We start from the raw sequence: 15,462 nt of genomic DNA, 5'->3' as shown, positions 1-15,462 counted from the left end.
ACGCAGTGGGCCCCTGACTTACCAGGGGCCCACTGCGTTTGTCCCTCTCAAGTGAGTTCAGCGTAGTTAGCGCGTTTCCAATAGTCCCATGCTATTTTTTCGCCCGGGCATACTCGGACTGGCCTGTCCCTGGGGCGTTGGACCCAGGCTGGGATTTGAAAAACCGGGCTGTGGAAGCGGGGCCATGGTGCTGCCACTCTCAACGGTGTCCAACTGGAAGCTCACGATGCCGGTGCGAATCTCTTGAGCCATCTGGCTTACCTGGCGGGCGAGGGCATGCACGTCGTTGGCAAACTGGGTGCTGTATTTGACCACTTCCTGTATCGCTTCCACATTAGCCGCCGTGGGAGCCGCCTGGCCGGCTTGTGTTTTGAGCAGGCGGGCCCGAGCGGTAATCTGTGACATCTCTTTATCCAGTTCCTGGAAGCCCCGGGTAGTATTGTGCTGTGAGATCTGCATCTCCTGCGTTATACGTTTATTCAAGCTTGCCAGTAACTGCAGGTCATCGCTAAACTGCTGACGCAGTTCATCCACCTTTGCATAGGATGTGCTGACCGATTTTGGGAAGTTGGTAAGTCGCTCGACGGCATGCGAGGACTGTTCAGCTATCTTCAGAATAGTCTGAATGCGTTGCAAGATCTCCTCATCGGATACCTGGCGCATCAGTTCGCGCGTCTGGCGCAACTGGGTCAGCAACTCTACCTGCTGACTCTCAAGATTCTCCGACGCGTTAGATTTTCCTCGGGGATCTGTTTTTCCGGCATCTACGATAAGGGGAGCTTTGTTATTTGTGGTTTTGACTTGCAGGAGAGCCTGGGTAAAGCTTTCTGAACGCTCCGTCTGCTGGCGCGCTATCACATCAAGCTGTTCAGCCGTCGTGCGGGTACGCTGCACAAAGCGGCGGAAACGACCTACCGTAAAATTAAACGCGTTTGCCAGCATACCGATTGGATCGTTGCTGACGGGTGCGTTGATGCGTAGGTCGCCAGCGCTCACGACCCGCATATCCGTAAAGAGATGTTCGGCGGCGTTGGTCAGCGCGTCACGCTGGTTGCGTGTCTCATCCAACAGGCCCACAATGGCTTCCAGCATCGCATTCACTGATCCTGAAACGTCGGCGATCTCATCACGTCCAACTACATTCACGCGCCGATTGAACTGTCCCTGTTCGACTGCCTGCGTTACATTGCGCAACTGGCGTAGCCTGCGTACCAGCGTGCCCGAAATAACCAGGCCGATAATCAAAATCAAAATAAAGGCGATGATCGATCCAATAATAGTAAAGATAACTTGATCCTGGAACTCAACTGTCTCAGCGCTATTGATCGAATCCGTCAGGCGCACATTAAACTGAATCAAGGCGCGTAGCGCGCTGGTCGCATCGCTATTGGTCAGTTCAACCTGCACCTGCTCCAGGTACCTCGCCCTGGCTATATCGCCCTGGTCAAAGTAGCGCGAAATATCGTTCAACGCTGTCTTATGTATGTTCCAGGTGCGCTGGGCACTACCCACCAGGACTATTTGCTGATGGGTGAGCTGGTTTGATGAATCGATAACGTCCAGGATAGATTGCTGTTCCGGGTGTTTAGCGAGCACATCATTATTGACGTAATTATTGAGCAGACCGTCGTACCGCGTAACCAGGCTCTTGAGCGCATCTTTTTCGTTTTGTAGCGTCTCATTTGAAGGCTGTGGAGTTTGCAACAACGCCAGGATCGACTGCGTCTCGGTCTTCATCAATTGTAAATACTGGCTACCGGTGTTTAAATTGGTGTTGGCTGTTAAGATACTGCGGTAGAACTCCGCCTGGCTGCTCAGGGATTGTGAACGCTGCAGACCGGTGGCTCCGGTTACCAGGGCCGCGATCAATGCGGCGGCCAGGAAGCCGAGCGTTAGACGAGCGCCAATGGGGAGATCGATTAACAGTGTGCCTCCACGTCTGAGTGAAGGGCGAATAGGGATGGTTTTTCCATTATAGGTTGGTGATGTGTCAGGCATGGTTTTTTCCATTTGTGTATTGACTGTCGAATCTGGCTTATGCATACGCTTCACGGCGGTTGACCTCGCTTTCATGGAAGGAAGAGAATGCGAGCGCTTCTTGTTGTGGATGGCTACCGGGAATGACATCTGCTTGATTCAGATTCATTTCATCAATGGTAATATAGTGTAGCTGATGGGCCTCCTGCTGTACTGTAGTGCTGGTCATAAAATTGAGAAATTCATTCATCAGCGGGAGGTTATCCCCCAGTGTATACATGTGCTCATATGACCAGTAATTATATTTGCCGTTGCTAATGGTGGTGGCAGTTGGGCTGGCACCGTCGATCGCGATCGCTTTCACGGTCGGTTTAAGGGCTGACAGCGCGATATAGCCAATCGCCCCAGGGGTGCTGGCGACTGTATTGACGACCTGCTGGGTATCATCGACTTTGAGCAGCGTACCTTTCTCATCGCCACCACCAAGGATGTATTTACGAAATGTATCGCGGGTACCAGACGTAGATGGACGGATAATAGGGTGGATTGGCTGGTTCAGACCTGCTTTGATCTGGTCCCAGTTGGTGATTTTGCCGGTCGAAAAAATATCGAGAATTTGTTCTTTCGTTAGAGATGTAATATTAATATCTGGATGAACAATCATTACAAACGGTGTAACGCAAATAATGTGGTCGGTCATATTCGGATCGGGATAAATAGCTGGATCGGCATAGATGTCCGAGTCTCCGATATCAGATTTTTTTTGAAAGACATTGAGCAGACCGGTTTTACTGCCACCTCCACTCACGATAATGTGGGTTTTAGGATGCAGGTCCATAAATGTTTTTGCCGCCACCTGGACCAGAGGTTGTAGCGCCGTCGATCCGCTAATTTTAAGTTGCCCATTCAGTTGCTGTGTTTGCTGATCCGTACCTGCGCATCCCGTCAATAGCAGTGCAATGCAGAGTAGTACCGCAAAAGGTATAACGCCACGCGCAACAGCCTGTGAGGGTATCCTGGTTTTTCCTCTACCATGATGGGTATAGACGTTTAAATGCATAAAAAGTACCCTTTTAATCTGTATGTGTTTCTACTAAATATAGATATTTAATGCGCATCACATTCAAAAACGGATGCTCACAATAGAGAGCTTCCTGTGTATGCGTCTCTTTTTCAGAGAGGATACAATGGGATGCCTGCTTCGTTATCGGGTTCCTGACAGGTTGCATGCCTATTGTTGCGCTTTAACTCGATTATGTATGAGCTTGATTAAGTGATTGTTATGCATGTGTTAAATTGGCCTGAGGGAATAGTTAAAAGTGGAGGATAAACCAGCTTATGATCGGTTTGTGATGTGACTTACGGCATACAAATAAACTTAAACGTATATAGTACTTAACGACTAATTGAGATCAAAGAACGTATTGGCTTATGATTGCGACAATGAGCGGAACTTTTATGGCCGGGGCAACGTCATAGCTGTGAATGGCTATTCAATCAAGTACGGTTGGTTGCAGAAAAGGAGTTTTTCTATGTCGATTATGCGAATGCATGTTCATAAAAGTAAACGGACTGTGGGTGTATTCGGCGTTGTAATGATTATGCTTTTGGTTGTATTGGCGGCGTGTGGCAATACTGATAGTAACAGCAGTAGTGGTAGCAAATCAACTAATGCTGGAAGCGCGCCAACGACCGGACATCAACCTACACCGACGCCAACCAGTATTGCCGGGTATGGGACGAGCCAGGGGTGTCCCAGCGATGCAGTGGTCAGTAATGCTCCAAAGGCCAATCAATCGGTAGTCGTGAAGAGCCAGTCCGGAACGACGGTGAACGCGCATAAAGGTGATATTATTGATCTGAGCTTCCCATTCGGGAAAAAGTGGATTGGACCCAGGAGTGTACCAGCTCAACTGGAGATGCAGAAGCCTGCTGGCTATGCGTCCAAGAGCGATAAAACCTGCGTCTGGCGCTTTACCGCCCGGAATACAGGCACGGTGGATCTCCATTTCACCAGCCGGGCCATGTGCAAACCCGGCCAGATGTGCCCCATGTATGTTATAGATGTACCGGTAACGGTGATCGTAAAGTAGTGAACCCTCCTCGGGAGTAAAAAAATGTGCGGTCACTTGCGTGGCCGCACTTGTTGTGTGTAGATGCAGTGGGTGCGCGGATGCGAAATCCCAGGCGTATCGCAGGCGATCATTTTGCGTATCAGACGTTTGCCATGCATCTCTATGTGTATATGATATAGTTTGAGGGAATGTTTTAGCTGTCGCTTGCTATATTAATACACAGCTTTAATAAGGATTATGTATGGATGGAAATATTAAGCGTTGTTCGCCTGCTGGTAGTTCTCCTTTTGATCGCGCTGATGGTAATTTTTATCTCCAGGCGCTTCGCGGTCCCCTATACGCTGGGGTTGGTGCTGGTCGGCCTGCTGATCAGTCTGTTCGGGCATATTGAGGCCTTTCACCTCTCGCCAGAACTGGTGCTCTTTGTTTTTTTGCCTCCCTTGATTTTTGAAGGTTCCTGGTCGATCTCTCTCCGATTGCTGCGCGAGAACTGGGTGCCGATCCTCCTGCTGGCTGTGCCAGGACTGCTATTGGAACTGGCATTGATAGCACTTCCACTCCATTTTTTCGCGCGCATGTCCTGGTCGGTCGCTCTGTTACTGGCGGCTATTTTATCACCGACCGATCCGGTAGCGGTGCTGGGACTGTTCAGGCAGCTCAGGGTAAACGAGCGGCTTTCGATCTTGATCGAGGGCGAGAGCCTGTTTAATGATGGTGTGGCGGGCGCGCTCTACCAGGTCTTTCTGGCCATCGTCTTACTGGTGGCGCAGGGGCAGCAGGTATCGCTGGGTGCCGCCGTACTGCGTGGTATCGGTGTATTTATCCTTCAGGCCGGGGGCGGTATACTGGTCGGTGCTCTGTGTGGACTGGTGGTCAGTCGCTGTGTCAAGCAGGTCAACGATCACCTGATCGAAATGACTATGACCATCGTTACCGCGTATGGTGTCTATCTGCTGGCCGATGCCCTGCATATGTCTGGTATCCTGGCTGTCATCGTTGCCTCGCTGATTATGAGCAATTATTGTACCGAGCAAGGCATGTCTGAAGAGACGCGCCTGGTGGTTGATGACTTCTGGAGCATGATCGCTTTTCTGGCCAATGCTCTGCTCTTCCTGCTGGTCGGCGCCCAGCTCAATCCACTTGGCCTGCTCGCCATTGGTCAGCCGATGTATCTGTTGCTGGCCGCCAGCGTGGTGGTCATAGCGGTCCTGGTGGCACGTTATGTGATGATATTGCTTCTGCCGCTCCCCTTCGCCGGTGAATTGCGCAAGCGCCTGCACGCCTGGCGCTTTATCCTGTTCTGGAGTGGTTTGCGGGGAGCCCTGTCGCTGGCATTAGCACTGGCTCTGCCTACCAATGTTCCACACCGTACCGCCCTGATTTTTTCCACCTACATAGTAGTATTGTTCACCCTGTTAGTGCAGGGATTCAGTATTCGACCGGTGCTCCGCCGCATACCAGGCTTGTTGTAGGTACCAGGCTTGCCCTGGCTTTGTCGCGAAGCGACCCGGTGCCCGGGCATCCATGTTGTGGCTGTATAACAATGCCATAGGAATATAGTGAACCCACCTATTGACAGGATGGTTCCATCTCGACTACAATCAGTGTAACGATAGTTACTTAATGCAACAAAAAAGTAACTTTTGTAACACATAGATCTGGAGTATTAAGATGGCAACACAATATCATTCCTTATCGTCATCTCTGGCGATTACCAAAGTGGCCTCTCAGCATGTCGCAACATCCTCTGTCCCTGTAAACTCTTCTTTTTTTACCTGCTCCTCTATGTCTATGTCTATGTGTTGCCCTCACTGTTGCTAAACACTTCTGGCTCATCTCCACTATATAGGGCGCTTTGGAAGAAATAGAAAGCGCATCTCGCAGCTGGCCTATTGCCGATTCCCTGTAGTGCTCGTTTACCAGGATATACTGCCTGACTCCGATTTTTGCTATAATTTGCTTGTATTAATTTGCTTATAGACATGAGCCCTCTTTTGTATGTTTGTATGTTAGATTTTTTACCATTTTTCAGGTTACCCGGTTAGATAGTGAGGATGTATCAAATGTTACAATATGCTTTGCCCATACAGGTAGATACGATTGATTTGTTGACCGTCAACAAAGTTGTGAAGGGACGGCTTGATCTGATGGTGCTCCGCCATATGGCTTGCCAGTTACAGCTTGCACTACTAACGACAAGTCAACAGGTTGACATGACAAAGAGCCCTATGGTTTATGAGCTTACCGAGCGTCAATCGTGCCTGCATCGCATCGTTTTTTATCGTTCCCAGGTGTTACATGAGCAGGAGACGCTCTCTTTTGTCGGTTTTGTTAGCGGGCGTCAGACAGGCAGTGATGACATTCTGAATGAGGAACTTTCTCAGGCGGACCGGCATATGCTGGCTAAGCTTACGCATATCCCGGGTCTGCTGGCCTATTCATCTATGGAGCTGCGACCCGGGCGCTGGTATAACCTGGTAATGATGCAGACCCTTGATGTAAAGGCAAATTTGAAGGGCATCGACATGCATCAGCATGCGGCCTATCACCTGGCGCCGCGTGCTTACGATTGGATTCGTATTCATAGCGGCATCTTTCCCGGTGGGCTGGCAAAAAACGCACCGCAGCTGCTTAAATCCAAGCACTATGCCTTTCATCATCAAACAAACAATTTTCAAATGCATGAGATCATGTATTAAGCAGTAGACAAGGATGGTTTATGTCAGTGGGAGAACATGGTCTGGCTACATTGCGCTGTGCCAATTTTCTGTCGTCGTTGTTGCAGGAAACCTATGTTGCTATCGCCTCCTATGTCGGCCAGCAACTGGGCATGGAGGTTGTTTTTAACACCGGACACAGTCTGGATGAATTTCAGGACGGACGGATTGATTTTGGTTTCCTATGCGGATTACTCTATGTACGCGCTCACGCTACTCCTGAGGATCCAGTTGAGCTGCTGGCGGCGCCTGTACTGTTGCCGGAGCGCTATCAACGGCAGCCCAGATACTTTTCGGACGTGGTCGTGCGGCGTGAAAGTGCTGCGCGGAATTTTGCAGACCTTAAAGGGAAGAGGTGGGCCTATAACGAAGAGACTTCTCACTCCGGCTATAACCTGGTGCAGTATAGTCTGCTGCCGCTGCAGCAGATGGCTGACTATTTCGCAAAGACGATCCGCTCAGGCTCTCATCTGCAATCCCTGGAGCTGGTGCTCCAGGGAGAGGCGGATGCCACAGCCATCGATTCCCACATGCTGGATGTCCTTCTGCAACGCAATCCACAGCTCTCTTCACGCATACGTGTTATTGATATGCTCGGCCCCTCAACGATTCCACCGATTGTTGCCACGCGCCGCCTGCCCGCATCGCTCAAGCAACGCATGCAGCAGGTTCTGCTGAGCATGCATGAGGATCCCCGGCTGGCGGCTCTGCTGCGCATGGGAGAAATTGAGCGCCTGGTCGCGGTTCGGGATGAAGATTATCAGGATATCCGCACCATGCTAGCCGGCGTGTGCGCCGCCGAGCAACAGAGCGTCCACATCGCGCTATAACACTCACATTGTCGCGTTTTCATGAGCTATAATAGATGTGTATACCCATATGCATTATGCAAAATCACACTATGGAAGGAATGACGCGAGCAATGACGACAACAAGCGAAACAGGCAATGAAGCCGGACACAATAGACCCGATTATCGTTCCCGCATCGGCCTGGTGGCGGACTCCCCCAATTTCCCGGCCGCCTGGGATCAGGTGGTAGAAAAGGTACGTGTGGCCGATGAATTGGGCTACGATTCGGTCTGGCTGGGTGAATCATGGGGCTACGAACTCTTTACCTCGATGGCTGACCTGGTACGAGCCACGAAGAGGATCAAGATCGGGGCTGGGATCGCCAATATTTACTCACGTACTCCTGCGGTGATCGCCAGCACGGTTGCCACGCTGGATGAGCGCTCCGGCGGCCGTATTTTGCTGGGGCTGGGACCCTCAGGCGCGCAGGTGATCGAGCACTGGCATGGCGTGTCCTTTGAGAAGCCGCTGCAGCGCACGCGCGAATACGTGAAGATCATCCGTACTATTTTACATGGTGAGAAGCTGGTGCATAAGGGGGAGATATTCCAGCTGGAGCGCGGTTTCAAGCTGCGTTTCAAAGCCACGCGCCCAGATCTACCGATCTATATCGCGGCCATGGGACCTAAAAATGTCTTTCAAACGGGCGAGATCGCCGATGGTGTTTTGCCGGTATACTGGCCTGCGACCCGCTGGGGATCGCTGCGTGAGCAGCTAGATGCCGGTTCGCTATCCGCGGATCGACCGGCCCACAGCGCGGCCATCGCTCCCTACATTACCAGCGTCATTTTGCCCGATGGTGCCAGCGAGGCCGAATACCAGGCGGCCTCATTTAAAGCTGCCTCTCCTCTGGCCTATTATATTGGGAAGATGGGGGTGTATTATGCGCAGATGCTGAGCCGCAATGGTTTTGAAGAGGATGTGCTGGCTGTGCAGGAGGGCTGGCAGCAGGGCATGAAATCAGCAGTTGAGGCGGTTAGTCCACGACTACTGGAGGCGACCACCATTATCGGGACGGCACGCGAATGTGCAGATAAATTAGCCAGTTGGGCGGCCATGGGCGTGGACGAACCGCTGCTGTCCATGCCCGATGGCTCAGTTGATGATGCGGCCGCTCAACTTTCCGCGCTTAAAGATGCACTGGCTGTATAGCCACTACGACTCGCGAACTCATCGGCATGTTGCAGACGCTTCTTGATCGATGGGTGTGAGTGGAAGAGAAACTCAACGATAGGCGCCGGCTCAAGCTCTGAAAGATTCTGATTAGCCAGGCGCCTCATCGCCCCCTTGAACGCCTCTATCTTATGGGTGGAGGTCAGCGCGTATTCATCTGCCTGGTACTCAATCCTGCGGCTCAAGCCATTGCTGAGCGGCATGATGATAAAGCTGAACACGCCGATCAGCGCGAAGAAGAAAGGCAACGTAGCGGGATCGGTCAGCGAACGATAATAGTGTTGCTGATCGACGACCTGGTGGAAAACGAGATTGGCCAGAAAGAGTCCCACCAGCATCAATACAGTCTGGCTGGCGATCAGCTTCCAGATGTCGTGGTGCACGTGATGTCCCAGTTCATGGGCCAGTACCACCTCGATCTCATCGATCGTATAGCGATCGGTCATCGTGTCTCCCAGCACAATGCGCCGCGTATTACCCAGGCCCATCAAAGCCGCGTTAGTGGCGGTCGTCTTATTGCTCATCTGCATCGAAAAAACGCCCTTGACACGTGTATTGGCCTGTTCCGCCAGCCTCAACAGGCGCTGTACCAGCTCACCATCTGGTAGCGGCGTGAATTTGTAGAACAGTGGGAAGATCAGGACGGGAGCCAGATTGGCCATCAGGACCGAGAAGAACAGGATGATTAACGCTGCCCAGAGCCACCACAACTGCGGTTGAAAAGCGAGCAAGGCATAGACCAGCGAGATGAAGACCGCCTCCAGCAGCAGATTGAGTCCCAGGCCGATTCCCACCTCACGCAACCAGGCGCGTAGACTCATCACCGAAATACCATAGCGATGTGGCAGCACAAAACCGGAATAATATGATAAGGGAGAGGTAAGTAATTCGTAGAGTATAGTGATTAAGATACAATAGATCACGATCTGCCAGGGGAACCAATCCGTTCTGGGCTGCCAGTTCAGAAGCGGCAGCCATCTGCCAGCACCTTGAATGAGATCGCGGAACCATTTGTCTAGTCCTGCCCCCAGCACGATCAGAATGCTGAGTACTCCGATGCCCATGCTAATATATGAGATGCGGCGGCGCGTGCGGGCATATTCACGCGCTTTTTGCTGTCGTTCGACATCAATTTCCATGCCAGTGACTTCCTTTGGATCGGGCAAGGCAACGAGTAGCGCTGCACCAACGGTCAATAGATGACCAGGGAAAAACCATGTTTAATCGTAACGGCGCGCTTTGATTTGGCGGCACGCCAGGCGGATTTACTCATGCCGACGCGCTTGCGGAGATCATTGAGCTGTTCTTCTGAGAAGTGTTCTGAGGCGGCGAGTACGACGCGGCGAAGCTCCGCGCGGATAGCATTGATGCGGTTTTCCAGCTCTGCCAGCCGATGAGCATCATGTGGAAGCCCTTGAATCGCTAGCCGGGCGAGGTCAGCCCATTGCCTGGCTGGTAGACGCATAGCTTCAACACGCTCTTTAATAAAGATGGTGACTTCATCAAAGTTTGGTACAGCTGTCAGGTCAGTCATGCTAAGCTCTCCTCTTGATGGATAACAGAACTCAGTGGAACTGGAATGACATCCTTATCGCACCAAAGATTCATACAAGAGAACCGCATCCATTGGCGTGGGTGTTGGATCCAGGGCATAGGAAGGGCCACTGTCAGGTGCGGCCCTTCCTATGCACACCTCTGAGAGTTCTATGTTAAACTGCGATGTAAATCCGCGAATGAAAGGCGCGCGCTCTCCAGAGACGGGATAGCGGGCTGATCATTCTCAACGATAAATGCGGTGGCGCCAGCAGCCTGTCCGGCTTCGATATAGCCAGCAATATCCAGCGTGCCCGCGCCGACCTCAGTAAATTTACGATCAGGCGTCATATCTTTCAGATGCAGGGTGGCAATGCGATTGCTATGCTTTTTGATGAAGGCGATCGGATCAACTCCCGCGAACGCGGCCCAGTACGTATCCAACTCAAACTTCACCAGATTCGCGTCTGTCGAGGCGATCAACCGCTCAAGGAGCGACTGGCCATCCACCTGGGCAAACTCGAAATCATGATTATGATAAGCCAGCGTCAAACCACGATCCTTACAGATCTGTCCATACTCATTCAACTGATTGGCAAATTTCTTAAAAGATTCTTCCTGCGCCAGCAGATCTTTATTGATCCACGGAATAATTAAATAAGGGCTGCCGATCTCCAGGCAGTAATTGATTTCGTGCTGGATGTCTTTCTCAACCAGGGCCAGACCCACATGGCTTCCAACCGTCTTCAACCCAAAATCAGCCAGGACCGCGGCCAGATCCTTCGAGTTAAAATCGCCATAGCCAGCGAACTCGACGCCCGGATAGCCGATTTCCGCCACAGCGCGCAGCGTCTCCTTAAAGTTTTTCGCCGTCTCATCACGTACGGTATACAACTGCAATGCGATAGTGTCAGTCATGAAAACTCCCTACTACTGATGATGAATAGGTGATGTAAGGCTCATTCATTGCCCCAACTTACCTAAGTAGTATACCACCTTTGGAATGAACAATGGTCCCTTTCGTAGCGTAATCGTTTGTGAGTAAAAATATTATCATATAGATCAAAATGAATGACTACACGTCCTGTAGCGTTGAAAGTGTGTCTTATTTTCGTCATTGTGGGGATGTATGAGCGCCCCCACACGCGCGTCCGCTACGCGGCCGCACTGATTTTTTATATTGGTGCATGGAGTGCGCATCAGCGCACTCCATGCACCAATATAAAACTGACTACTGAGAACGTGTTTTACTTTCATGATCATCATCTCTGGCGCCATGCACCAATATAAAACTGACTACTGAGAACGTGTTTTACTTTCATGATCATCATCTCTGGCGCCATGCACCAATATAAAACTGACTACTGAGAACGTGTTTTACTTTCATGATCATCATCTGGCCTGTATGAGGTTTCGCACCTCCGGCGCTCATATGTCAGTGGTGTGTTGGTGCAACAGGGGCGCATTCGCGCCCCTGTTGCACCAACACACAAAAATAGCGCGTCTGCGCAGCGGACGCGCGTGCGGGGGCGCGGCGCGCAGGTGCCCCAATATGACGGAAGTCAGACACATTCTGAGCACTGTAGGTGTGAAAACACAGGCAAGCCGCAGGCGATGATCATGGGCCACCGGCGCGAAACCTAAACAATAAATAATGTACAATAAAAAGGAGTACGTATAGAGGCGTACCCCTTTTTATTGGTGGAATTGTGGATAGCATGTTTTATGCAGTTCTGTGTTCATGATGAAGGGATGGATATGCTATGAAGCAATCGTTTGCCTGGTGGTGTTTCGCTCGTGAGGGGTTGCTACCTGAGAAACTGTTGCGCACGGCCGCGGAGATCGGCTATCAGGGCGTAGATTTGATCGATCGGCAATACTGGTCCCTGGCCAGAGAGCAGGGCTTACGCATTGCATCGATCGGTGGCCATACCTCAATTGAGAATGGACTGAATCGGCGCGAGCAGCACGATCGCATCGAGCAGGAGATTCTGGCAAGCCTTGAACTGGCAAAGGAATGGGATATCCCGACCCTGATCTGTTTCAGCGGGAGCCGGGCCGGTCTGGCGGATGAAGAGGGAGTGGAGAATACCGCCGAGGGGCTGCGGCGCGTGGCACAGGCTGCTGAAGAGGCCAACGTGACGCTAATTGTTGAGCTCCTGAACAGCCGGGTGGACCATCCAGACTATCAGTGTGATAAGACGGAGTGGGGAGTGCGCGTATGCGACCTGGTGAATTCGCCCAATGTTAAATTGCTCTACGATATCTATCACATGCAGATCATGGAAGGTGATCTTATCCGTACCATCCAGCAATATCACCCTTATTTTGCCCATTATCATACCGCCGGCAATCCCGGTCGCCACGATATCGACGAGGAGCAGGAGATCTATTATCCTCCCATCTACCGGGCTATTCGTGCGACCGGCTATAGCGGCTATATCGCTCATGAGTTTATTCCCAGGAGCGATCCTCTCCAGGCTTTGCGCGCCGCTTTCGCGGACTGTGAGCGCAGCCTGGTCCAGGGATGGAAGATGATACGGCCCCCGATTGATAATCAGTAGTGCACCTGCAATTGCCAGAAGTCCTGTGTGGGCAGTTGAGGATCATCTGCCCCGCGCACCACAAAGGCATGACCATGTCCGTCGCAGGCGCTGGCTCCCAGCACCGATCCACCGGCTGTGAAGGGGATCAATGGCTGTATCTGCAGCGTCTGCGTATCGATCAGCCAGCTGCTATCTTTGCCGCGTTGCTGCGCTTTATCAAAGCCGCCGATCAAAGCCAGTTTGCCGGGCACGATAGTGCAGCCTGAGGCACTGCTAATGGCCTGGGGCAGACTGGTGGCAGCCTGGGTCCAACTGTTGTGCGCGATATCGTAGCTATAGATGCTATTGGTCTGTTGCTGCTGGCCCGCGTCGGTCGAGCCACCAAAGAGGAGCAAGTGTCCCTGTTCATCGCTACTGATGACGACGTATCCCAGACCCACGGGCAGGTCGGCCAGGTGCTGCCAGTGGGTGGTCGCGATATCATAGCGATACCAGCCCGTTCCTGCCTGCGCATGGCTGTTGCCGGGATGGCTAAAGCCTTGCGTCAGATAGAGGTGGCCCTGCTGATCCGCGAACAGCGCGCTGGCAAAACCAATGCTGATCGGATCTGGCGGGATAATCTTTTTTAATTGCCCCGTTTCTGGCTGATAAGTGTAGAGCAATGAAGGCACATCGTAGCTGTCAGATGAATAACCAACCGTAAAGTAGATGGTATTGCGTTCGTCGACGGTGGCCGCGTTGTTCACCATGCCCGGGAACGCGGTTTGCGCTACCTCCCAGCGCGTACCGGTCACATCATAGCGATACAGGGCATGGTCATAGGATGGATGCCGGGGACTGCTATAGGCGCCATTCACATAGACGTAAGGATGTCCTCGTTGCTCGACATAGACCGCCGCGGTGTCGGCTTCTGGCCTGGGCAGTGATGGTAGACGTAGCCATGCATTGGACATGGTTCCAGACTGAGGATGGGTGGCGCTGGTGACGGAGGTAGAACCGATCTGGATATGTTCTTTTGCTGGCTGCAGGCGCGCATAGAGCAGCAGTGAGGCCATGACCAGGAAGAGCATCAGGGCCAGTCCGAAACTGATCTGAATCGCACGCTGAAACGTCAGGATCTGAACTGGCTTGCGCCTGCGGCGCGCTGGTGAACCCTCCAGTGTATGTAAAGAGAGCTGAGACAGGCTCATGCTGGATCGGCGCTGTAAACTCTCATCGACCGAGGCGAACTGTTGTTCCATCTGATCATGGTCCAGGCGTTCGCGCCGTATCTGCTGGAGCATTTCGCGATCCGCGCGTCTTTGTTCGAGATCACGAGTGCTGAAAACGACCTCTGTTTCATCATTATGATGTTGACCAGATCCCATTTCTTTAGCGCTTCCATCTTGTCTGGATCGCTGTTCCGCGTGCACCCTGATCTTATCACTCTGTAGCGATTGTCCAAACAGCCGGCGCTGGTAGTCCAGCCGCTCCTCGACCCGATAGGCGCGCTCCAGAGCCAGAAAAAGAACGTGCGCCGACTGATAGCGCTCGCACGGGTCGGCCTGCGTGGCCAGCTTGATGATGCCATTGAGCATGGTAGAGACCGGCATCGGCGGATACTCGCGTGGCTCGGTGCTGGCCTGTGGATGTGTGCCTAGCACCATCTCCTGCAGGATCATGCCCAGGCTGTAAATGTCGGCGCGGATATCGATAGAGGCGCCGTTGGGTGCGAACTCGGGTGCTGTATACCTGGTATGTGTCCCTGGCTCTTCCTCGCTGAAAAAAGGAGGCTCCTTGAAATAGCGCGCGTTGGCCAGATTGATGAGCATGGAAGATTTATCTGGTAGCAGGACGATGTTTTCTGGTTGCAGGGCACAATAGATGAGTGGTGGCTCCTGGCGATGGAGATAGTCCAGTACATCGCACACCTGCATACAATAGCTCAGTGCTTCCAGGGGAGATAAGGCGGTCTCAATCTGCAACTGCTGGCGCAGGGTACGACCCGGTACATAATTCATCACCAGGTACCAGTAGCCATCTTCGGAGAAATAGTCATACAGGGTTGGCAAGGCCGGATGCTGTAGTCGCGCCATCAATAGAGCCTCACGCAGGAAAAGATCGGTATGCGTTCCTCCGGTGACCGGGAAAAAAACCTCCTGCTCATCCCTCCCCGGAAAAGGGCGACGGGAGATATCGCCGCCATGCAAAATATAATCTAACTCATCTACCACGCTCTCTGGCAAAGCTCCATCAGCCTGTACCTGCTTGAGCGCAAGAGGAGTTGCCAGCGTTGTATGCGCCGCCAGGTATAGTTTGCTGCTTGCATCTTGTCCCAACAAGCGTTTGATGTGATATTCGCCATCGTGCAATACGTGTCCGACAAACCGATCGTCCTCTACTACCTGTGGTTCTTCCGAAGGTATCATCGCCATCCAGCTCCCCTTTCACTTGCTACCTGCCAACATATAATCTGCTTTTGCTGTATGGTACCTAAGGAATATATTCGGCGTCAAGCCATATCTCCTTAACGTTTCGGTTGCATCAAAAAGAGTAAATTGATATTCCTTATGAAAAACAATACTTCTATATCTATTATAACCCTGGCGCAT

General features: G+C 52.0%; 12 protein-coding genes. 6 read left to right on the top strand and 6 right to left on the bottom strand.

What is annotated here, in order from left to right; genetic code table 11:
• Positions 1-66: 66 nt before the first annotated feature.
• Together KTT_RS08300 and KTT_RS08295 are read right to left on the bottom strand one after the other, a co-directional pair.
• Complete coding sequence (locus KTT_RS08300; protein ID WP_160145737.1) at positions 67-1,998, bottom strand: HAMP domain-containing protein; 1,932 nt, start codon at positions 1,996-1,998, stop codon at positions 67-69.
• Between the two features lie 37 nt (positions 1,999-2,035).
• The gene (locus KTT_RS08295; RefSeq protein ID WP_126595530.1) at positions 2,036-3,037 is read right to left on the bottom strand and encodes a phosphate ABC transporter substrate-binding protein; all 1,002 of its coding nucleotides are present in this window, start codon (positions 3,035-3,037) and stop codon (positions 2,036-2,038) included.
• A gap of 472 nt (positions 3,038-3,509) precedes the next feature.
• Here KTT_RS08295 and KTT_RS08290 point away from each other — a divergent pair, with 472 nt between their 5' ends.
• From KTT_RS08290 to KTT_RS08270, 5 genes are all read left to right on the top strand, one after another.
• Complete coding sequence (locus tag KTT_RS08290; protein WP_126595529.1) at positions 3,510-4,070, top strand: hypothetical protein; 561 nt, start codon at positions 3,510-3,512, stop codon at positions 4,068-4,070.
• 227 nt (positions 4,071-4,297) lie between these two features.
• Complete coding sequence (locus tag KTT_RS08285; RefSeq protein ID WP_126595528.1) at positions 4,298-5,524, top strand: cation:proton antiporter; 1,227 nt, start codon at positions 4,298-4,300, stop codon at positions 5,522-5,524.
• Positions 5,525-6,115: 591 nt separating this feature from the next.
• Positions 6,116-6,751 (top strand): hypothetical protein, encoded by a 636-nt coding sequence (locus KTT_RS08280; protein WP_126595527.1) that lies wholly within the window; start codon positions 6,116-6,118, stop codon positions 6,749-6,751.
• Between the two features lie 20 nt (positions 6,752-6,771).
• On the top strand, positions 6,772-7,599 hold the full coding sequence (locus KTT_RS08275) for a phosphate/phosphite/phosphonate ABC transporter substrate-binding protein (protein WP_126595526.1): 828 nt from the start codon (positions 6,772-6,774) through the stop codon (positions 7,597-7,599).
• A gap of 92 nt (positions 7,600-7,691) precedes the next feature.
• Positions 7,692-8,771 carry an LLM class flavin-dependent oxidoreductase gene (locus KTT_RS08270; RefSeq protein WP_160145736.1) on the top strand — a complete coding sequence of 360 codons (1,080 nt, stop codon included), beginning with the start codon at positions 7,692-7,694 and terminating at the stop codon, positions 8,769-8,771.
• Here the strand turns inward: KTT_RS08270 and KTT_RS08265 are convergent.
• From KTT_RS08265 to KTT_RS08255, 3 genes are all read right to left on the bottom strand, one after another.
• The gene (locus KTT_RS08265) at positions 8,735-9,958 is read right to left on the bottom strand and encodes a M48 family metallopeptidase (RefSeq protein ID WP_268904528.1); all 1,224 of its coding nucleotides are present in this window, start codon (positions 9,956-9,958) and stop codon (positions 8,735-8,737) included. The two genes, KTT_RS08270 and KTT_RS08265, sit on opposite strands and share 37 nt — an antisense overlap.
• A gap of 26 nt (positions 9,959-9,984) precedes the next feature.
• Positions 9,985-10,326: a hypothetical protein gene (locus KTT_RS08260; RefSeq protein WP_126595523.1), complete on the bottom strand. Its 342-nt coding sequence runs from the start codon at positions 10,324-10,326 to the stop codon at positions 9,985-9,987.
• Positions 10,327-10,496: 170 nt separating this feature from the next.
• On the bottom strand, positions 10,497-11,243 hold the full coding sequence (locus KTT_RS08255) for a sugar phosphate isomerase/epimerase family protein (protein ID WP_126595522.1): 747 nt from the start codon (positions 11,241-11,243) through the stop codon (positions 10,497-10,499).
• 845 nt (positions 11,244-12,088) lie between these two features.
• On the opposite strand from KTT_RS08255, the gene KTT_RS08250 reads away from it, so the two are divergent.
• Entirely contained in the window at positions 12,089-12,889 is an 801-nt protein-coding gene (locus KTT_RS08250; protein WP_126595521.1) for a hydroxypyruvate isomerase family protein, read from the top strand.
• Here the strand turns inward: KTT_RS08250 and KTT_RS08245 are convergent.
• Complete coding sequence (locus KTT_RS08245; RefSeq protein ID WP_126595520.1) at positions 12,883-15,285, bottom strand: protein kinase domain-containing protein; 2,403 nt, start codon at positions 15,283-15,285, stop codon at positions 12,883-12,885. The genes KTT_RS08250 and KTT_RS08245 overlap by 7 nt on opposite strands.
• Positions 15,286-15,462: the final 177 nt, after the last annotated feature.

The sequence above is a fragment of the Dictyobacter aurantiacus genome (assembly GCF_003967515.1).
Classification (GTDB): domain Bacteria; phylum Chloroflexota; class Ktedonobacteria; order Ktedonobacterales; family Ktedonobacteraceae; genus Dictyobacter; species Dictyobacter aurantiacus.
This window is presented reverse-complemented; position numbering and strand designations above follow the sequence as displayed.

Excerpts from the sequence above, each read along its gene's own strand:
- KTT_RS08245 (WP_126595520.1), bottom strand. The coding sequence starts at position 15,285 with ATGGCGATGATACCTTCGGAAGAACCACAGGTAGTAGAGGACGATCGG.
- KTT_RS08280 (WP_126595527.1), top strand. The coding sequence starts at position 6,116 with ATGTTACAATATGCTTTGCCCATACAGGTAGATACGATTGATTTGTTG.
- KTT_RS08255 (WP_126595522.1), bottom strand. The coding sequence starts at position 11,243 with ATGACTGACACTATCGCATTGCAGTTGTATACCGTACGTGATGAGACG.
- KTT_RS08260 (WP_126595523.1), bottom strand. The coding sequence starts at position 10,326 with ATGACTGACCTGACAGCTGTACCAAACTTTGATGAAGTCACCATCTTT.
- KTT_RS08250 (WP_126595521.1), top strand. The coding sequence starts at position 12,089 with ATGAAGCAATCGTTTGCCTGGTGGTGTTTCGCTCGTGAGGGGTTGCTA.
- KTT_RS08270 (WP_160145736.1), top strand. The coding sequence starts at position 7,692 with ATGACGACAACAAGCGAAACAGGCAATGAAGCCGGACACAATAGACCC.
- KTT_RS08285 (WP_126595528.1), top strand. The coding sequence starts at position 4,298 with ATGGAAATATTAAGCGTTGTTCGCCTGCTGGTAGTTCTCCTTTTGATC.
- KTT_RS08290 (WP_126595529.1), top strand. The coding sequence starts at position 3,510 with ATGTCGATTATGCGAATGCATGTTCATAAAAGTAAACGGACTGTGGGT.
- KTT_RS08275 (WP_126595526.1), top strand. The coding sequence starts at position 6,772 with ATGTCAGTGGGAGAACATGGTCTGGCTACATTGCGCTGTGCCAATTTT.
- KTT_RS08295 (WP_126595530.1), bottom strand. The coding sequence starts at position 3,037 with ATGCATTTAAACGTCTATACCCATCATGGTAGAGGAAAAACCAGGATA.
- KTT_RS08300 (WP_160145737.1), bottom strand. The coding sequence starts at position 1,998 with ATGCCTGACACATCACCAACCTATAATGGAAAAACCATCCCTATTCGC.